Consider the following 18453-nt stretch of genomic DNA (forward strand, 5'->3'; position numbering starts at 1 on the left):
GGAATAAAGATGTCACCTCCTGCAATTATGTTATACTTTTATAATAAATCCAAACGAAAAGAATAGTCAAAGAAAAAGGGTAAATATTGGTATGTTTCTGCAATAGTTTTTGAATTTGCTGTTATTTTGTCCGCTATACAAAAGGAATAACCCTCCACTTTCAGATTCTAGAGGGTTATTTCAAATTAAGGTTTTGGAATACTTCTCGTTAAAGCGTATGATTGTTGTTTGACATGATTTGTCGTCCATAGTGTTTGAAGGAAAGAGAGTATGCAATACGGGACATACAAAAGCAGTAAGCTAATTGTGACAATTACAGGTGCATTTCCGCCGAATTGAACGATAAATTGTAATAGTCCGCTTGCATGAAAAACGCATTCCATAAAAACGAATGAAAGAATAATGGAACCTAGAATAGATTTATGGTTCGAAGTAAGCGCCAAAAACAATGTATCTACAAGGAAAGAAGATTGTTTTATTTCATATTCATTTCTGTTACTTAAGAAAGGGACCCACTTTTTTATTGCTTGCATAACGATAATCATGGAAGCACTACAAACGATGATGAAAGATGAGTAGTAGGGAAGTTTTATAAATTTTGCGATGTATAGGAGTAGAAATAAGACTGAGCATTGTAATAATACGGTACAAAAAGAGTACGGTATCCATCTTAATAAAGAAGTGAACTTCTTAACCGAATGAGGTGCTTTAAAAAATAAATGACCGATCCCTAAACTGATGAAGAATCCGATCGCAAGAGTAAAGGTAAAACGAACAATCGATACAAAATATATTTCCCATATGTAAGGGAATAACGGTGTTGAATGATTCGAAGTATGAACCATCTGATTTGCTGAGAAAAAGATAGATTCGTGCATCCAATCAATCTTTGGAATTGTCATAGAAGAAAGTTGTGCGAAGTTATGAAAAATGCTTATAAAACCAGTTATGTATGAGTATTTATGTGTAATGAATAAAGCAGGAATAGGACTAATGATAAAAATAATGAGAACACCGACGATAAATTTACATATATGTGAGCGCAATAAAGACATGTAATCACCTACCCTTAGAATATTCAGAAAATTCTTATTCTTATTTTAGCTTTTTTCTGTGTAAGTTACAATATATTTTTCTTAAAGAAGTTTAGTATTGTAGGGGATATAAGTGAATGAAACGTGAATAAATTATGACAAGAAAATGAATAATTTTCAGAAAAGTAAAATAAATTATTTATTTTTTTCTGAAAATATAATATAGTTATGGCACAGAAAGTATTTTAACATAAGGAGGCTGTTTATGAGGATTAAAGGGAATTATGTGCCGAAAAGGGAAGTTCTATTTTGCTCAAGTTCAATTACAATAGGGGAAGCGCTGAAGCATTTAAATAAAACTGGCTATCGGTGTGTACCAGTTTTAGATGAAAAAAAAGAGAAATATTTAGGGAATATATATAAAGTAGATATTTTAGAATATAAAGGTTCGCTGGAGGAGAGTGTAGTACAATTATTAAACGATAAAGAAGGATATGTCAGAGAAGATTCTTCGTTCTTTAAAGTATTTTTTACAATAAAAAAATTACCTTATTTATCAGTGGTTGATGAAAAAGGAGTTTTCCTTGGAATTTTAACACATAAAAAAGTTTTTGAGTTGTTAGAAGATGCTTGGGGCGTTCATTCTAGTAAATATTCTGTCATGATTGGAACACAAGATTATAATGGGGCCATTCAAAAATTATCGACAGTATTAAAAAAATATACAGGTATCCAAAGTTTAATGACTTTTGATAATGATGCCTTATTAGTTCGTAGAATTATGTTTACATTAGGAGAAGAGTTTAACGACGGTGAATTAGAGACGTTATTGACAGATTTAGAAGATCACGGATTTAGAGTTGTGTATGTGGAAGAGATGAAAAATCCACGTGAAGTTGAAACGATAGAGTAACATGCAAAAGCCATCTAATTATGTTGGATGGCTTTTGCTATGTTACGTGCATAAAATTATTTGAAAATAATGATAGGATAAAAGGTGGGATTGTAACAATATTTGTGTAAAAGAATAAAAAATGTAGATAATTTTGATTTTCAAAAAAATCAATTTGAAAATATGTTTTTATTTTTCAACTAAATATGTTACTATATGTGTGATAAAAACAAAGAGGTCTGACAACTATACTCCACGCAATACCACTCTAATGAGTTAAATATTCAAAAAAATCAAAATTAATAGTTAGAGTAAGAATAAGGGGAATGGAGAAATTATGGAGAAAGACACTGCTTTGTAAGGGGCATATTTTATCATCTTGAGCAGAGAGGAGGATGCATAGCATATTGTGAAAATAGAGATAAACAATGAAAAAGTGCTATGCAAATGAAAAGTATGAAGGGACGTTTAAGGCCAGGTGATACGATAGCAATTGGTTTAATGTTATTTGCACTATTTTTAGGAGCAGGAAATTTAATTTTCCCACCAGTTTTAGGGCAACAAGCTGGAGAGAATGTTTGGATTGCTACAATTGGATTCCTTGTAACGGGAGTCGGATTACCCCTATTAGCTGTAACAGCTGTCGCGTTTGTAGAGGGGGACTTGAAAGCGCTATCTTCTAGAGTTCACCCTATATTTGCGTTTATTTTCCCATTGATTAGTTATTTAGCGATTGGACCATTTTTCGCGATTCCGCGTACGGGAGCCGTTTCATTTGAAATGGGTATGAAGCCATTTTTATCAGAGGCAATGGTTTCAGAATGGTACATGCTGTTTCTATTCACAATAGTTTTCTTCGGAATAACGTGGTATCTATCATTAAATCCATCTAAATTAGTGGATTGGTTCGGAAAATTTCTTACCCCATTGTTAGTATTAATTGTCGCTGTTATTGTCGGAAAGGCAATTATTGATCCAATTGGAGAACCAGCTGCGCCGCTAGCGGCATATCAAGAAAATGCTTTCTTTGGTGGATTTATACAAGGATATTTAACGATGGATGCAATTAGTGCGCTCGTATTTGGAATTGTCGTTGTACAAGTTATCCGCTCTAAAGGGATAAAAGAGAGTAGTGAAGTTGCAAAAATAACAGTAGTATCAGGTATTATTGCTGTACTTGGTTTAACGTTAATCTATTTATCACTTGCTTATCTTGGTTCAACGAGTACATCACTTGGTGTATCAGAGAATGGTGGGCTTATTTTAACGAATGTTGTAAATGAGTTATATGGAACAAGTGGTAAAGTTTTATTAGGACTTGTTATTATACTCGCTTGTTTAACAACTTCTGTTGGATTAACATCAGCTTGTGCGGGCTTCTTTACAAACTTATTCCCAAAACTTTCGCATAAAACGATTGTAACAATGGTATGTGTGTTTAGTTTAATTGTATCTAACTTAGGTTTAACACAATTAATCGCAGTTACTTTACCAGTGTTAATGATCATTTATCCAGTTGCAATTGTATTAATTGTACTTTCTTACTTCCATAAATGGATTGGGAAGCGTAATACAATTTATATTGGAGCTATTTTAGGAGCATTGTTAATTAGCTTCTTTGACGGTTTAGAAAGTGCGAACATTAAAATTGACGCGATTTCTAACGTACTACAAATGTTACCATTATATAAAGAAGGAATAGGATGGTTAATCCCATCATGTATTGGCGGGATTCTCGGTTTCTTCTTCTATAAATCAAATGAATCAAGTGAACTACAAAAGAAAGGTGCTTAGGCGCCTTTCTTTTTTTAAAGGTGATTTTTGCATTTTGTCTAAGTAATAAATGGAAGGAGTGATAAAATGGCTAATTTTGAAGATTTTTTAACTTTGGATGTAAGAATTGGAACTGTAATACATGCAGAGGAATTTAAAGAAGCGAGAGTTCCGGCGATTAAGCTGAAAATTGATTTTGGGGAGCTTGGAGTTAAGCAGTCAAGTGCTCAAATTACGAAAAGATATAATCCGGAAGATTTAATCGGTCAGCAAACCGTTGCGATTGTAAACTTTCCACCGAAGCGCGTGGCTGGATATAAATCAGAAGTACTTGTGCTTGGCGGAGTACCTGAAGCTGGTGATGTAGTATTACTTCAGCCTAATATGGAACTGCCAAATGGAACAAAAATTAGTTAGTGTAGAGGCGGGGGGAACATGGATATCGGACGAGAATATTTACAATGTGCCATTTCAAATTTTAAAGCAACAAAGAAGCAAGGAGAGAGTGTACTTTCGCAATTATCGTATGAACAGATTGAATGGTCTTCTCATGAAGCAACAAATAGCATAGCGGTTATTATAAAACATCTGCATGGCAATATGCGTTCTAGATGGACGGATTTTTTAACGTCTGATGGTGAAAAAATAGATCGTAATCGAGATGCTGAATTTGAAGGTGGCTATCATTCTAAGGAAGAGGTTCTCACAGCATGGAATGAAGGATGGGAATATGTTTTTAAAACGATGAATGTCCTAACGCCGCAACAGTTGTTACAGACGGTATATATTCGCAGTGAAGCACAGACTGTTATACAAGCAATTGAAAGACAAATTTCTCATTACGCTTTGCATATTGGACAGATTATTTACATCGGTAAAATGTTAAAAGAAAATGAGTGGGAATGTTTAAGTATTCCGAGAGGACAGTCTGCACGTTATGTAGAGAAAAAACGTTCAACATAATAATAGGAAAGAAACCGATATAAAATGGGGAATAAGAAAATAACCCAAATAATAGATGGTTCTGTAATCATAAGAATGCTGCCAAAAATAAGTCCGTATATAATAAGAAAGAAATTAAAAAGCGTATTCACGGGAATAAATCGTGAGATGAACACTTGCTGTCGTTTAAAACAATCACCGTGAAATAAATATAAGCGGAAGTACGATGTGGTAGTAATAAGATCTTTCTTTCGCGCAATTCTTTTTTTGCATATATGACAGATGAATGGTGGTCGCATTTCATTACGCTCCATGTTTCATATTTATAATTAGGTAAGACAAAAGTAAGTATAAAGTGTATATCCCTATATATGCTCCTGATATAAGAAAAAATGGATTTAGTAAAATACCATGAATGCTTGTCATGAAAACTAAATCTTGTATTAAAACATTATATATATTAATAGAAATAATTGTACCGAGTACATAAAGTGCTAAGTACGCTGAAATATGTAACGCAACACGGATTGTAGGATGCTTAGCAAGCCAGTAAAAAATAAATGATAGTACAATGGGTAATGTTCCTATTAGTAGCTTCAATTCATTTCACCTCATAAACAATATAGCCGGAATTTAGACGGTCTATTCTCTAGAGCTTGTACATAACTTGGAATAGAGAGGGTGATAGTATGAATCGAGGCTTTTTTTATGTGAAATTCACAAGTGTACGTAAGTTAGTTTTATTTATTATTGCTACAGTACTAGCGACTTTTTTTCTTATTAGTATGATGGTAACTTCTATGAAAGAGACAAAGTCAACGTATTTATATAATTGGTTAAACGAGCTATCAATGAATGGTTACATGTACGTTCTTGGGAAAGAAAATCATTATTTTACACAGGAGTATCGAAATTTAAATCAAGATTTTTCGATTTCTTCGTTTCTCTTTTCTATGGCTACGAATATCCGTTTTAATGATGTACGTAGTTTTGTCGGCAAAGAGCTACCTGGTTTTGGTCAGTACGATACAGAAATTGTAATTGCGGGTGAAGGGACAAATTATTCTAACTTACCGATAGAGTCGAGTGTTCCGCTTGAAGAAGTAGTAAAAGAACGGACTGGTGAAGGTGGACAGGCTCAAAAGCCAGATACGAACAAAGAGAAAAAGCAACCGGCTCAAACGACAGGAAAAAGACAAGTTGCATTTATTTATCATTCGCATAGTTGGGAATCTTATTTGCCGTTATTAAATTTAGCAAATGATCCCAATCCAAATAAAGCGACCAGTTCTGTCACGAATATTTCAATAGTCGGCGATCGGTTTCGTGAACAATTAGCAAGCGAAGGGATCGGAGCTACTAACGACAAGACAGATATCGGTCAAAAGTTGATTAGTAAAGGGTTAAATAGTAATAGTTCTTACAAAATGTCACGGGAAATTGTACAAGAAGCAATGACTGGTAATAAAGAACTACAATACTTTTTCGACTTACACCGTGATAGTGCTCGGAAGAATGTTACGACAAAAACCATTGGCGATAAATCATATGCAAAGCTTGCATTTGTAGTAGGGAAAGGAAATAAAAACTATGAAAAAAACTTGCAATTAGCGACGGCTTTACATGAGGCGATTAGTAAGAAGTATCCAGGAGTGAGTCGTGGTGTCATTCAAAAAGGATTCCAAACAGGAAATGGTGTCTACAATCAAGACTTATCCGGGCAAGCGATATTAATTGAAGTTGGTGGTGTAGATAATACGGAGGAAGAACTAAATCGATCGATTGATGCCCTTGCTAAAGCGTTTGGTGAATATTTCTGGCAGGCAGAAAAGGTGAATGGATAAAGTGAAACATAAATAAGTGGAAGAATTTGAAAAAACGTGAGTGTAATACTTACGTTTTTTTGTCATGATGAGACGTCACAGAATAGACATAATTTGTCGTTGTTATAGTAATATCGAAATTTGTCAAATTATACTGGGAGATTTACAAAGGGATTTTCAGGAAAGTAGAGAAAATCTTTTTACAAGGAAAACTTTTTATTATGAAACTGATAGGGTGATAGAAGTGATTAGGGAGATCAAAATAGAAGATGCAGCACCATTTTTGCAATTAAGTAAGCAACTAGATGAAGAAACGAAATTTATGTTATATGAACCAGGAGAAAGAAAATTTACAGACGAGCAACAAGAACAGATGATTCATCGATTTATTGAAAATAAGTATGCAACGATTTTCGTAGCAGTTGAAGATGAGAGAATAGTAGGGTTTATTTTAGTGAATGGAAATCATATTCAAAGAAAAAGACATGTAGCAAGTATTGTAATTGGTATTTTGCAAGAGTATAGCGGGCGAGGTATTGGGACGAGATTGTTTAAAGAGGCTGAGAAGTGGGCAAGATTACATGATGTATGGCGTTTAGAATTAACGGTAATGGCCCACAATACAAGAGCTCAGGCACTATATACAAAAGCTGGATTTGAGAAAGAAGGTGTCAAAAGAGCTGCTCTTATTATCGATGGAGAGAACATCGATGAGTATGAAATGGCCAAATTATTAAAATAAGAGGTCGTTATATGAAAAAAAGATGGACACTACTTGGTATCGTAGCGATGATACTCATTGTTGGAGTAGCAGGAATCAATTATAAAATGTATAAGGATAAGCAGGCGCGTGAGGTAAATGTAAATAACATATTTCCGAAAGCGAAAGAAACGATTGCGAATATGGATGGAGATATTGCGGTAATTAGTAATCCAAATTCGATGCTTGTGCTTGTGAATAAAAATAGGCGTTTACCAGATGGATATAGACCGCCAGATTTAGTTATTCCGAAAGTGCGTTACTCAAGTGAAGGTGATCAAGAAAAGAAAAAAATGAGAAAAGAGGCAGCAGGGGCGCTTGAGGAAATGTTTCAGCAAGCTGATAAGGAGGGCGCTTTTCTTTTTGCGGTTTCTGGATTTAGATCTTTTGATCGACAAAAAGCATTAAATACGATGTATAAAAAACAAGATGGAGAAGCAAAAACAGCGATGTCTAGCGCAGTTCCTGGAACGAGTGAACATCAAACTGGACTAGCGATGGATATTACATCACAATCTGCTAAGTTTCAATTAGAGACAATTTTTGGCGAAACGAAAGAAGGGGAGTGGCTTTCTGAAAATGCCCATAAATTTGGTTTTGTCATTCGATATACAAAAGAGAAAGAATCGCTTACAGGTTATCGATATGAACCATGGCATGTGAGGTATGTGGGAAATCCACAAGCTACATATTTATATGAAAATCAACTGACACTTGAAGAAGTAACGCAGTGAACAATTGAGGGGAGAGAAGGATTATGACGGTGTTATATAAGAAAAAAGTACACGCATATGTAACAAGAGAAAAAGAAGGAGTTATGCAACTGCTTGTTTTTAAACATCGTGATATACCTGAAGCTGGTATACAAATACCAGGGGGAACAGTTGACGAAGGGGAAACGTTAGAAGCAGCACTTTTACGTGAAGTACAAGAAGAATCTGGATTACGTCATTTATGCATAGAAAGATTCCTAGCCGATTACATCATACTTGTGAAAGACAAAAAAGAATATCAAAAGCGCCATTTCTTCCATGTAACGTTACTAACAGATGTAAAAGATGATTGGGAATATATTGTAAGTGCTGGTGAGGAAGATGAAGGTTTAGTATTTTGCTACGAATGGATTGATATTGCAAAATGCCCTGAATTAGCCGGAAAACAAGGTGAGTTTTTACATTTGCTAGATGAGGTATATGTAAAGTAGTAAAAGAGTCTGAAGCGGAAGTTTATTCGTTTCAGACTTTTTTTATTTTTCAGGAAATAAAAGGTTTTTACATCGGTAAGTTGAATTCCTTTAAAAGGATTGTATTTGTATATACGAGGAGCGGAGAAAATGAACAAGTAATAAATACATGATATCAATAAAAGGATTTATAGAAGGAGAATGACGATGGAGATTCAGTTCAATACACGATTACAAAAAGAATTAACAATTCATGAAATACAAGCAGCGATGGAAGCTGGGCAATTAACTTCAAAAGAATTAGTTATGTATTACCTCCATAGAATCGCAAAATATGATCAAGACGGACCAAAAATTAATTCTATTTTAGAAATCAACCCGGATGCAATCTTTATTGCAGAAGCGTTAGATTATGAAAGAAAGATAAAAGGTGTAAGAGGTCCATTACATGGTATGCCTGTGTTACTTAAGGACAATATTGGAACGAATGATTCCATGCATACAAGTGCAGGTACGATTGCCTTGGAACAAAATATAAGTAGTGAAGATGCATTTCTTGTGACGAAACTGCGAGAAGCAGGAGCGGTCATAATAGGAAAAACAAATATGACAGAATTAGCAAACGCAATGTCATTTGACATGTGGGCTGGATATAGTGCAAGAGGTGGGCAAACAATAAACCCTTACGGTACAGGTGAGGATGATATGCTTGTTGGTGGCTCAAGTACAGGATCTGCGATAGCAGTTGCGGCTAACTTTACAGTAGTATCTGTTGGAACGGAAACAGATGCTTCTATATTAAGTCCAGCAGTTCAAAACTCTGTAGTCGGTATTAAACCAACTGTTGGTTTAATTAGTCGTAGAGGTATTATTCCGTTCACGTATTCGCAAGATACAGCCGGTCCATTTGCTAGGACAGTAACAGATGCCGCTATTTTGCTAGGGAGTTTAACTGGGGTAGATGAGAAGGATGTAGCTACTCATAAAAGTGAAGGTATAGCAGAGCGTGATTATACAAAGTATCTTGATGTTAATGGCTTACATGGAGCAAAGATTGGTGTATTTAGCAATGCATCGAAAGATTATTATGAAACTGGAGAGTACGATGAACAATTGTTTAAGGAAACAATTGAGGTGTTGCGTAGTGAGGGAGCAACAGTAATAGAAAATATTGATATTCCTTCTTTTCATAGAGAATGGAGCTGGGGAGTTCCGCTTTATGAACTAAAGCATAGTTTAGATAACTATCTTTCTAAATTACCTTCTACTATTCCAGTGCATTCTATTTCAGAGCTAATGGCGTTTAATGAAAACATAGCTGAAAAAGCTTTAAAATATGGACAAACTAAGTTAGAAAGAAGAAAAGATTTTCCCAATACGTTAAGGAATCCTGAATATATAAACGCAAGATTAGAAGATATATATTTTTCGCAAGAACAAGGTATTGACTTTACACTGAAAAAATATAATCTTGATGCAATTTTATTCCCTTCCTATATCGGCTCCACTATATGTGCGAAAGCGGGTTATCCGTCTATAGCAATACCGGCAGGATATATGGATAACGGGAGACCGTTTGGAATTACTCTTGCAAGCACGGCTTTTTCTGAGGGGACCTTGATTAAATTAGCATATGCTTTTGAACAAGCGACAAAACATAGAAAAATTCCGAGTTTGTCATAAATAGAATATATAAAAAGGACAGGAGTTTCTGTCCTTTTTGCTTTATTGATTACATTGAAATATCTTTCTGATCTGTCTTATGATATTTTAATAGGCTGAAAGATAAACAAGCAGAACATAAAATAAGAAAAGCAGCGATGATATAAATCGTACGAACACCAAATAAATCGGTAATAATTCCAACGCTAAGCATAGAAAGACCAGAAGCTGTAGAGAGGAGTGCACCATGAGCTGTATAAATTTTTGATAGTAAAGTAGGGGCGACACTGGATTGTAGCACTGTCGTTTGAGAAATATCTCTAATTTGATAACATGGACCCATTAGAACGCATAGAAAAAGCGCAATAAACCCGCTACTTGTCATACCATATAAAAATGTAAGAATACTAAACATAAGAGAGCCTATCGCCATGGAGCGTATTAAATTGTTTTGAATGTATGTACTCATTTTCCACGCTAATATCCCGCCAATTAACGTCCCAACATAATAACTTGTATTAATATACCCCCACCACTCTTCACCTTTATGAAGGACAGTTGTTACATAAGCCATCGTAATAGCACCGATCCATATCGTCCCTGCGAAAGTTTCAATTAAGTCCATGCATGTAACGATACGGAGAGACGGGTTCTGAAATAAGAGTTTCCAACCTTCCAATAAAGCAGTGCCTTTTGAAGAAGAAGGCTCTATTACTCGTTCATTATGTATGGAACGCAATGAAACGTGTAGTGCAACACATCCAAAAATCATCAATATGTTATTCAACATAAGTGTAGAAGTGGCGCCGATTAGAAGAACAATAACACTTGTAAATGAATAAGCAGCGGCCTGCGCAATTTGTGTGGAAAAGGAAAAAATACTATTTACTTTTACTAATTTTTCTTTTCGTGTAAGGCGAGGCAGGATACTGTATAATAATGGTGCGCTCCAGCCGCTACATAATGAAATGAAAAAAATGAAAATGAATAGTGCTACAACGTTTGTGGATAGGGATGGAAATAAAATCATTAATAAAAATAATAGGGCAGTTTTTATCCATTGTAGTGTGAAAAGTAATGAATAAGATGAAAAACGATTCATGATAAGTGGTGCAGATGTATTTGCTATAAGATTAGTTATGACTTGGAGTAATGGAAACAGAGCAGTTAATGTTGCTGATTTCGTTGTGATATACATATGGGTTGTAATAATCATGATGTATACGATGTCAGCGAGAGTAATGCATATTTTTGATCCTAAATAGTAAGTTAATGAACGATTTTGCAAATAAATACACCCCTTTCTTTTAAAAAAAATTCACTAGCCAGAATAATTATAATTTGGAAATTAAATTTTCGAAAGAATTTAATTTTTTGTCACTTTTTGAAAGGGATTTTCATGTATAATGAAGAATATATTAATATAGTATTTTAATAATACTCATTATAACAGTGAATATGTACAATAGCTTGTAGTAAGCGCCCCTGTATAAGAAAGGGCGGATAAACCATTCTTTTTTTCATATACATATAGAAAATGAGAAAGAAAGTGAGGGTTGTATATGGCTGCTTGGGTAATTTGGTTTATAATAGCGGGTATTTTATTTATTGCAGAAATGTTGTCGATTACGTTTTATATGCTTTGGCTTGGAATTGGAGCTGTTGTCGGAGGTCTAATTGCTTTGTTTGCTCCTGATGCGCTACTGTTACAAGTTATTGCTGGCGCGATTGTAAGTTTAACATTGACTTTCTTTACGAAAAGAATTTCAAAAAACTTTCGAGAAGCAAAAGGTTTTACTGATACAGTAGATATGTTAGTCGGTAAAAAAGGGATTGTTATGCAAGCGATTACAAATGAAGCGAATGGTATTGTGAAGGTGGATGGAGATACTTGGACAGCTATTGCAGATGATCCAATTAATGCTGGAGAAAAAGTTATTGTTATAAAGAGGAATAGTACTATATTACAAGTGAAAAAGGAGAGTGAATAAATATGGCAGTAGCATTAACATTAACGATTATTTTCGCACTAATTGTTGTTACATTTATTGCATTAACAATTAAGATTATTCCACAGCAAAAAGTTGGAGTCGTGGAGAGATTTGGTAAGTTTCAGCGTATTATGCAGCCTGGATTAAATTTATTAATACCAATTGTAGACCGCGTTCGTGTATATCATGACTTACGTATTCAACAAACGAATGTACCACCGCAGAAGGTAATTACGAAAGATAATGTACAAGTAGAAATTGATACAATTATTTTCTATCAAATTGTGGAACCAGAACTTGCGACATATGGTATTTCGAACTATGAATATGGTGTTCGTAACATTACTTCTGCAACGATGCGCCAAATTATCGGTAAAATGGAACTGGATGAAACGTTATCTGGTCGTGAAAAAATTTCAACAGAAATTCGCTTAGCACTTGATGAAGCAACAGAAAAATGGGGCGTTCGTATTGAACGTGTTGAAGTTGTTGACATTAATCCGCCGAAAGATGTGCAAGCATCAATGGAAAAACAAATGAAAGCAGAACGTAATAAACGTGCGATTATCTTAGAAGCGGAAGCTGCAAAACAAGATAAAGTCCTTCGTGCTGAAGGGGAAAAGCAAAGTAAAATATTAATGGCTGAAGGGGATAAAGAAGCACGTATTCGAGAAGCTGAAGGTATAAAAGAAGCAAAGGAACTAGAAGCGCAAGGGGAAGCAAGAGCGATTGAGGAAATTGCAAAAGCAGAACAAAATCGAATTGAATTACTTCGTGCAGCAGATTTAGATGAACGCGTACTTGCTTATAAATCATTTGAATCATTGATTGAGGTTGCAAAAGGACCAGCAAATAAAGTCTTTATTCCGTCTAATGCAATTGAAACACTTGGTACTCTTGGGGCGATTGGAGAAATCTTTAAAGAAAAACAAGCGAAGAAATTGCCTTCTTCAGATACACCAAAAGAACAATAAGAGTGAAAAAGAGAAGTGGGATGCCATTTCTCTTTTTATTTTTTATCATTGCATTAATTTATTGAGTACATTTTTCATTCTTAGATGAATGGGGATTACTTTATTATTTTGAAAAATTTCAATAATATGTTAAAATTTAATCTTGATTTTAAGGAGAGAAGGGGAAATAAGAATGCAAATACTACTAATAAGACACGGTGAATCCGAAGCGGACATTTTACAGGTACATGAAGGACGAGCTGACTTTGAATTAACAGAAAAGGGAAGACAGCAAGTACAAAGGCTTGTACAGAAAGTGAAAGAGGATTTTCCGCCAGATTTCATTTGGGCAAGTACATTAAAACGTGCTCGCGAAACAGGTGAAACATTAGCAGAAGGAATTGGATGCCCAATTCAATTAGAAGAGGAATTAATGGAGTTCAATAATGGAGTGCAAGCAGGCTTATCATTTGAAGAAGCAAAGAAATATCCAGAGCCAAAGTTTCTTCATGACCGCTTTGAAAATGGGGAATCATTTATTGAATTTAGAATGAGAATAGAAGGAATCTTTTCTAAAATCGTGACAGAGAATACATATGACCGAATTGCAATTGTTGCACACGGTGGTGTAATAAATAGTATACTACGTGCATTTTTCAAAATGCCAATCTCAATGGATTATTACTTTAAAATGGGAGATACGGGAATCAGTTTAATTGAAATTGATGGGGAACAAAAAACGGTACATTTCATTAATGATACGAATCATTTGGAAGGGATATAAAGACCCGTGTACAAAGTAGTGTTTTTTGATGTTGACGGTACGCTTTTAAGTGAGATTGATAGAAGTATGCACGAAAGCACAAAAGAAGCGATACAAAGATTAATAGATAAAGGAATTCACGTAGTTGTTACAACAGGGAGACCTTATAGCTTGTGTTCACAATTTAAGGAACTAGGCATAAATACGTTTATTTCTGCAAATGGTGCACATATCAAGTGTGAGGAAACAGTTATACATAAATCAGTACTTTCAAGTGAAATCGTTCATGATATCTCAGAGTTTGCTGAATTACATGGTCACGGTATTTCTTATTTTACAGAGGATTTTGAAATGAACGGAATAGCCTCGGATAGTGAGCGTGTAATGCAAGCACTTAGCGAGACGTTGAATTTAGAGAAGTATCCTGAAAAAAGCAGGGATTTGTCAGAAGAGGTCTATTGTTTATGTCTGTATGCGGATGAAATAGAATCTAAAAAATTTATTGAAAAATACCCAATGCTGACATTTGACCGTTTTCATAGTTACGTAATAAACGTATTGGAAGATAATAAAGTATCAAAATTAACTGCAATTCAAAAGATATTAGATCACTTAAACATTTGTAAATCAGAAGCGATTGCATTTGGCGACGGTGGAAATGATATTGAGATGTTGCAGTATGTAGGATTAGGTATTGCGATGGGGAATGGCGGAGAAGAGTTAAAAACAAGAGCTGATTTCGTTACAAAGAAGGCGAGTGAAGGTGGTATTTCCTTTGCCTTAAAGGAGTTTCGTCTTATTTAAAAATAATAGCTAGTCAGTTTGAAAAATCCTGTTTTAATTACAGGATTTTTTTGTCTAACAATATTCTTGCAATAAAAGGAAAAATGTGAGTATAATGAAAAGTAGTTAGGTAAGCTAATTAATTGAAGAGAAAGGAGAGTGAAGATGAATGGATTCAAAAAAGGATTCTCTTCCTTTAGGGATTGGGCCGTATGCTGAGCTAATAAAAAAGACAGTATCAGCGGATACGGATCCAATCGCAGCAAAACTTGGTTTGTTAATGTTATGGACGTCTGATAATGTTCTAGATGCTGTTGATGTAGATTTAGCTCCGCTTGGTATATCGGAAAGTAAATTAGATTTTTTACTGTTGTTTATTTTGCGTGAAATGGAATCAAATGGGGAAGAAGTGAATATGAGTCCTTCGGATATTGCGAGTCGATTAGGGATAACACGTGCTTCTGTCACTGGTCTATTAGATTGGATGGAGAAACGAGAGTTAATCGTAAGATTCCATCATTCTGAAGATCGAAGAAGACTAAAAGTGAAAATTACTCCGAAAGGAAAAGAGCTAGTTACACACTCTTTACCAACTTTTTGGTTATCTTGCGCTTCGTTAGTTGACGATTTTAATCAAGAAGAGCGTCAAGTTTTAGAAAGGTTATTAAATAAAATGCAAGTAAATATGCAGGTGAAATTAGGAGAAGGTAGGTAAATAAGTTGATTATAAGGGTCAACTTATTTATTTGGAAATATAATTAGCTTACCTTATTATATGTTTAACTAATTTCATGATCTGTCATGTTTTTTACGATGTAATTAAAATAAGTAAGCGTGCTTTAGAGGTTTTAAATTGATAAAAAATTGTAATAAGGGAGAGATATTATGATGGAAATAGGAAAGGAAATAAATAGTGAAAAGAATTATACAATAATGACCGTTGTATTATGTTGGTCGGGTATGGTAGTGATGTCTAGCTTATATGTAACAATCCCTTTAATTGCACTATTTTCAGACCTTTTTAATGTTTCACTAGCACAAGCTGCAGCTACAGGCAGTATATTTTCTGTTGGCTTTGCTATTGGTTGCTTGTTATTTGGGGCAATCTCTGATAAATATGGGCGGAAAAAAGTGATCTTCATTGGATTACTTGCTCTGTCGATTATTTCGTTTTCCTTAGGGTTTGTGGATAGTATATTGTGGCTTGTTATTTTTAGGGGCTTACAGGGTATTGCAGCAGCTACATTTTCTCCGGTAGCGTTAGCTTACGTTGTAGAAATGTTTCCAGTAGAAAAAAAGGTTACAACAATAGGATTTGTTAGTACGGGTTTTTTAGTAGCTGGAATTGTAGGGCAGGTAATAAGTACGGTTGTTAGTCAACATTTTGGATGGCATATGGTGTTCTTTCTTCTTAGCATTGTCTATATGATTACTGCTGTATGGATTCAGTATTCTCTTCCGAAAGGGGAGATATCTCAATCTTATACTGATATTTTGGGACCGATTAAACAGATAGGTAAAGTCTTTACACATAAAAGCTTATTATTGAGCTATATGATTGCGTTTGTTTTATTAATGGCTTTTGTTAATATGTATACTGTTTTAGGGAATTATTTGAGCTCTCCTACTTATAATTTAACTGCAGAACAAATCCTTTATTTTCGCTTAGCGGGGCTAATTGGTATGCTGCTGTCACCACTTACAGGTCGTTTAACAAAGAGGTTCGAAGTAAGGAAGGTTCTGCAAGGTGGATTGCTAGTCGCTATTTTTAGTCTAAGCGCAATGGGCTTTGTTTCGTATTTGCCTCTTCTTGTCATAATGAGTGTCTGTTTTGTAATAGGTATTGCTATATCCGTACCGTCTTTAGTCGCTCTTGTCGGCCAATTGGGAGGGAAAGCAAGGGGAATAGCAGTTTCTATTTATACCTTTATTTTATTTTTAGGCACTAGTATAGGACCCATCATTTCTATTTATCTTATGAAAATAGGAAGTTATGCCCAAACATTTATTTTATTAGGAATGATACTTTTTATTGGTTTTATAGCTTCTCTATTTATAAATAATGAATGAGTGAAAAATCATTCAAATAAAGGAATGTGAGGATCTTTCGTATGCTCACACAATAAAATATGAATTTGCCCACGATGATGATAAAAGTGTGCAACAATTTCAAGCAACCATTCAAAGCGTGAATAAGAAATCCCCCAATAAGCAGTCTTCATTTCCGCTAATTGTTCATTGGAATAGGATAAAAAAGTTTTAGAAAGTAAATCGTAGCCCTGTATCATCGTTTGTTGTATTTGCGTAATTGTTTCGGGTGTTTGTTCTTTATAGAAAGTATGTAGTTGTTTTTCCGTAATCCCATTTAAAATGAGTAGATCTGCATGGCAAATAAGAGAAAGATGTGCACACATTTCAAATACTGATCGCTTCGAGTGAATGGGGCGTATTTTTAAAGTGTCTTCATTATATTGGTTAAGCATTTGAATAGAAGTATCAACAGCAACTTTAAGTTGATGCAAGGCAGATTCTACAAACATTGTAATTCTCCTCATCTCCGTATATAATAGTTTCTTAAGGGTATTATATCATACTCAAAATTCCGAAAATTCTAGTAGTTTGACTAGCATATTGAAAAGTATTATATTGTAAAAGGTCATATGAAACGTGAAATAGAATGGAATGCAATTATTGAGTTAGGAGTTAGACCAATGAGTTTGAAATATGGAAGAGATACAATTATTGAAGTTGACTTAAATGCAGTAAAACATAATGTAAAAGAATTTAAAAAACGAGTGAATGATGAAAATATTGCAATGATGGCTGCTGTAAAAGCAAATGGGTATGGCCACGGGGCAGTTGAAGTTGCGAAAGCTGCTATTGAAGCAGGAATAAATCAGCTTGCAGTTGCATTTGTAGATGAAGCGATAGAGTTAAGAGAAGCAGGAATTAACGTGCCGATTTTAATTTTAGGCTATACATCAGTAGCAGCTGCTGAAGAGGCAATTCAATATGACGTTATGATGACTGTTTATAGAAGTGAAGATTTACATGGTATAAATGAAATCGCAAACCGTCTTCAAAAGAAAGCGCAAATTCAGGTGAAAATTGATACAGGAATGAGTCGTATCGGTTTACAAGAAGAAGAGGTTAAACCATTTTTAGAAGAATTAAACCGTATGGAGTATGTAGAGGTAGTAGGAATGTTTACACATTACTCTACGGCAGATGAAATTGATAAATCATATACGAATATGCAAACAAGTTTATTTGAGAAAGCTGTCAATGCAGCAAAAGAATTAGGAATTCATATTCCATATATTCATAGTTCAAATAGTGCAGGTTCAATGGAACTAAGTAATACATTTCAAAATATGGTTCGTGTAGGTATTGGAATTTATGGAATGTACCCTTCAAAAGAGGTAGATCATTCAGTTGTTTCTTTACAGCCTGCGTTGTCGTTAAAATCAAAAATAGCTCATATTAAACATGCGAAGAAGAATCGCGGTGTAAGTTATGGGAATACGTATGTAACGACGGGTGAAGAATGGATTGCAACTGTACCGATTGGCTATGCTGATGGCTATAATCGTCAGTTATCTAATAAAGGGCATGCATTAATAAATGGAGTTCGAGTACCTGTTATTGGCCGTGTTTGTATGGATCAGCTCATGTTAGACGTTTCAAAAGCAATGCCAGTACAGGTTGGGGATGAAGTAGTATTCTACGGTAAACAAGGCGAAGAAAACATTGCAGTAGAAGAAATCGCAGATATGTTAGGTACCATTAACTATGAAGTTACATGTATGCTAGACAGAAGAATCCCGCGAGTGTATAAAGAAAATAATGAAACGGCTGCTGTCGTAAATATACTAAGAAAAAACTGAATCGTTA

Annotated in this window: 21 protein-coding genes; 16 read left to right on the forward strand and 5 right to left on the reverse strand. The window is 34.7% G+C overall.

Features of this window, described 5'->3' with window-relative positions; translation table 11 throughout:
* Positions 1-185: 185 nt before the first annotated feature.
* Positions 186-1055: a hypothetical protein gene (locus tag FOT98_RS09800; protein ID WP_063261344.1), complete on the reverse strand. Its 870-nt coding sequence runs from the start codon at positions 1053-1055 to the stop codon at positions 186-188.
* A gap of 244 nt (positions 1056-1299) precedes the next feature.
* Here FOT98_RS09800 and cbpA point away from each other — a divergent pair, with 244 nt between their 5' ends.
* The 4 genes from cbpA (at position 1300) to FOT98_RS09820 (ending at position 4662) form a co-directional block, all read left to right on the forward strand.
* Complete coding sequence (cbpA, locus tag FOT98_RS09805; protein ID WP_061676430.1) at positions 1300-1947, forward strand: cyclic di-AMP binding protein CbpA; 648 nt, start codon at positions 1300-1302, stop codon at positions 1945-1947.
* 435 nt (positions 1948-2382) lie between these two features.
* Positions 2383-3720 carry a branched-chain amino acid transport system II carrier protein BrnQ4 gene (gene brnQ4, locus FOT98_RS09810; protein WP_395940765.1) on the forward strand — a complete coding sequence of 446 codons (1338 nt, stop codon included), beginning with the start codon at positions 2383-2385 and terminating at the stop codon, positions 3718-3720.
* 66 nt (positions 3721-3786) lie between these two features.
* Positions 3787-4116, forward strand: a complete 330-nt coding sequence (gene csaA, locus FOT98_RS09815) for a chaperone CsaA (protein ID WP_063261346.1) — start codon at positions 3787-3789, stop codon at positions 4114-4116.
* A gap of 18 nt (positions 4117-4134) precedes the next feature.
* Positions 4135-4662, forward strand: a complete 528-nt coding sequence (locus tag FOT98_RS09820; protein WP_063261347.1) for a DUF1572 domain-containing protein — start codon at positions 4135-4137, stop codon at positions 4660-4662.
* Here FOT98_RS09820 and FOT98_RS09825 read toward each other — a convergent pair.
* Both FOT98_RS09825 and FOT98_RS09830 read right to left on the reverse strand, forming a co-directional pair.
* On the reverse strand, positions 4635-4940 hold the full coding sequence (locus FOT98_RS09825; RefSeq protein WP_132132198.1) for a permease: 306 nt from the start codon (positions 4938-4940) through the stop codon (positions 4635-4637). The genes FOT98_RS09820 and FOT98_RS09825 overlap by 28 nt on opposite strands.
* Positions 4941-4944: 4 nt before the next feature.
* Positions 4945-5241 (reverse strand): hypothetical protein, encoded by a 297-nt coding sequence (locus FOT98_RS09830; protein ID WP_063261348.1) that lies wholly within the window; start codon positions 5239-5241, stop codon positions 4945-4947.
* A gap of 89 nt (positions 5242-5330) precedes the next feature.
* On the opposite strand from FOT98_RS09830, the gene spoIIP reads away from it, so the two are divergent.
* The 5 genes from spoIIP to FOT98_RS09855 all read left to right on the forward strand — a co-directional run bounded on the left by spoIIP (position 5331) and on the right by FOT98_RS09855 (position 10090).
* Positions 5331-6485 (forward strand): stage II sporulation protein SpoIIP, encoded by a 1155-nt coding sequence (gene spoIIP / locus FOT98_RS09835; protein WP_063261349.1) that lies wholly within the window; start codon positions 5331-5333, stop codon positions 6483-6485.
* 223 nt (positions 6486-6708) lie between these two features.
* Positions 6709-7206, forward strand: coding sequence for a GNAT family N-acetyltransferase (locus FOT98_RS09840; RefSeq protein ID WP_063261350.1), 498 nt, complete (start codon positions 6709-6711; stop codon positions 7204-7206).
* A gap of 11 nt (positions 7207-7217) precedes the next feature.
* Positions 7218-7958 carry a M15 family metallopeptidase gene (locus FOT98_RS09845; RefSeq protein WP_063261351.1) on the forward strand — a complete coding sequence of 247 codons (741 nt, stop codon included), beginning with the start codon at positions 7218-7220 and terminating at the stop codon, positions 7956-7958.
* Positions 7959-7981: 23 nt separating this feature from the next.
* A complete protein-coding gene (locus tag FOT98_RS09850) occupies positions 7982-8428 on the forward strand; it encodes an NUDIX hydrolase (RefSeq protein ID WP_063261352.1) in 447 nt (148 codons plus the stop codon).
* 186 nt (positions 8429-8614) lie between these two features.
* The gene (locus FOT98_RS09855) at positions 8615-10090 is read left to right on the forward strand and encodes an amidase family protein (protein ID WP_063261353.1); all 1476 of its coding nucleotides are present in this window, start codon (positions 8615-8617) and stop codon (positions 10088-10090) included.
* Positions 10091-10139: 49 nt separating this feature from the next.
* Here the strand turns inward: FOT98_RS09855 and FOT98_RS09860 are convergent, their stop codons facing one another.
* On the reverse strand, positions 10140-11357 hold the full coding sequence (locus tag FOT98_RS09860) for an MFS transporter (protein WP_063261354.1): 1218 nt from the start codon (positions 11355-11357) through the stop codon (positions 10140-10142).
* A 274-nt stretch (positions 11358-11631) separates the two neighbouring features.
* On the opposite strand from FOT98_RS09860, the gene FOT98_RS09865 reads away from it, so the two are divergent.
* The 6 genes from FOT98_RS09865 to FOT98_RS09890 all read left to right on the forward strand — a co-directional run bounded on the left by FOT98_RS09865 (position 11632) and on the right by FOT98_RS09890 (position 16629).
* Positions 11632-12060: an NfeD family protein gene (locus FOT98_RS09865; protein ID WP_063261355.1), complete on the forward strand. Its 429-nt coding sequence runs from the start codon at positions 11632-11634 to the stop codon at positions 12058-12060.
* 2 nt (positions 12061-12062) lie between these two features.
* On the forward strand, positions 12063-13034 hold the full coding sequence (locus tag FOT98_RS09870) for an SPFH domain-containing protein (RefSeq protein WP_000257392.1): 972 nt from the start codon (positions 12063-12065) through the stop codon (positions 13032-13034).
* 172 nt (positions 13035-13206) lie between these two features.
* The gene (locus FOT98_RS09875; RefSeq protein WP_063261356.1) at positions 13207-13797 is read left to right on the forward strand and encodes a histidine phosphatase family protein; all 591 of its coding nucleotides are present in this window, start codon (positions 13207-13209) and stop codon (positions 13795-13797) included.
* 6 nt (positions 13798-13803) lie between these two features.
* A complete protein-coding gene (locus FOT98_RS09880; RefSeq protein WP_063261357.1) occupies positions 13804-14580 on the forward strand; it encodes a Cof-type HAD-IIB family hydrolase in 777 nt (258 codons plus the stop codon).
* Positions 14581-14728: 148 nt separating this feature from the next.
* Entirely contained in the window at positions 14729-15274 is a 546-nt protein-coding gene (locus tag FOT98_RS09885; RefSeq protein ID WP_063261358.1) for a MarR family winged helix-turn-helix transcriptional regulator, read from the forward strand.
* Positions 15275-15447: 173 nt separating this feature from the next.
* Positions 15448-16629 (forward strand): MFS transporter, encoded by a 1182-nt coding sequence (locus FOT98_RS09890; RefSeq protein WP_063261368.1) that lies wholly within the window; start codon positions 15448-15450, stop codon positions 16627-16629.
* 8 nt (positions 16630-16637) lie between these two features.
* Here the strand turns inward: FOT98_RS09890 and FOT98_RS09895 are convergent, their stop codons facing one another.
* The gene (locus FOT98_RS09895; RefSeq protein ID WP_061676415.1) at positions 16638-17099 is read right to left on the reverse strand and encodes a DinB family protein; all 462 of its coding nucleotides are present in this window, start codon (positions 17097-17099) and stop codon (positions 16638-16640) included.
* A 171-nt stretch (positions 17100-17270) separates the two neighbouring features.
* Here FOT98_RS09895 and alr point away from each other — a divergent pair, with 171 nt between their 5' ends.
* Positions 17271-18446: an alanine racemase gene (gene alr, locus FOT98_RS09900; RefSeq protein ID WP_061676495.1), complete on the forward strand. Its 1176-nt coding sequence runs from the start codon at positions 17271-17273 to the stop codon at positions 18444-18446.
* Positions 18447-18453: the final 7 nt, after the last annotated feature.

This window comes from Bacillus sp. HY001 (genome assembly GCF_007558965.1).
Taxonomy (GTDB): Bacteria; Bacillota; Bacilli; order Bacillales; family Bacillaceae_G; genus Bacillus_A; species Bacillus_A mobilis.

Coding starts and splice junctions, on each gene's coding strand:
- FOT98_RS09890 (WP_063261368.1), top strand. CDS start 15,448: ATGGAAATAGGAAAGGAAATAAATAGTGAAAAGAATTATACAATAATG.
- cbpA (WP_061676430.1), top strand. CDS start 1,300: ATGAGGATTAAAGGGAATTATGTGCCGAAAAGGGAAGTTCTATTTTGC.
- FOT98_RS09885 (WP_063261358.1), top strand. CDS start 14,729: ATGGATTCAAAAAAGGATTCTCTTCCTTTAGGGATTGGGCCGTATGCT.
- FOT98_RS09800 (WP_063261344.1), bottom strand. CDS start 1,055: ATGTCTTTATTGCGCTCACATATATGTAAATTTATCGTCGGTGTTCTC.
- alr (WP_061676495.1), top strand. CDS start 17,271: ATGAGTTTGAAATATGGAAGAGATACAATTATTGAAGTTGACTTAAAT.
- spoIIP (WP_063261349.1), top strand. CDS start 5,331: ATGAATCGAGGCTTTTTTTATGTGAAATTCACAAGTGTACGTAAGTTA.
- FOT98_RS09875 (WP_063261356.1), top strand. CDS start 13,207: ATGCAAATACTACTAATAAGACACGGTGAATCCGAAGCGGACATTTTA.
- FOT98_RS09855 (WP_063261353.1), top strand. CDS start 8,615: ATGGAGATTCAGTTCAATACACGATTACAAAAAGAATTAACAATTCAT.
- FOT98_RS09850 (WP_063261352.1), top strand. CDS start 7,982: ATGACGGTGTTATATAAGAAAAAAGTACACGCATATGTAACAAGAGAA.
- FOT98_RS09895 (WP_061676415.1), bottom strand. CDS start 17,099: ATGTTTGTAGAATCTGCCTTGCATCAACTTAAAGTTGCTGTTGATACT.
- brnQ4 (WP_395940765.1), top strand. CDS start 2,383: ATGAAGGGACGTTTAAGGCCAGGTGATACGATAGCAATTGGTTTAATG.
- FOT98_RS09825 (WP_132132198.1), bottom strand. CDS start 4,940: ATGCGACCACCATTCATCTGTCATATATGCAAAAAAAGAATTGCGCGA.
- FOT98_RS09865 (WP_063261355.1), top strand. CDS start 11,632: ATGGCTGCTTGGGTAATTTGGTTTATAATAGCGGGTATTTTATTTATT.
- FOT98_RS09870 (WP_000257392.1), top strand. CDS start 12,063: ATGGCAGTAGCATTAACATTAACGATTATTTTCGCACTAATTGTTGTT.
- FOT98_RS09820 (WP_063261347.1), top strand. CDS start 4,135: ATGGATATCGGACGAGAATATTTACAATGTGCCATTTCAAATTTTAAA.
- csaA (WP_063261346.1), top strand. CDS start 3,787: ATGGCTAATTTTGAAGATTTTTTAACTTTGGATGTAAGAATTGGAACT.
- FOT98_RS09845 (WP_063261351.1), top strand. CDS start 7,218: ATGAAAAAAAGATGGACACTACTTGGTATCGTAGCGATGATACTCATT.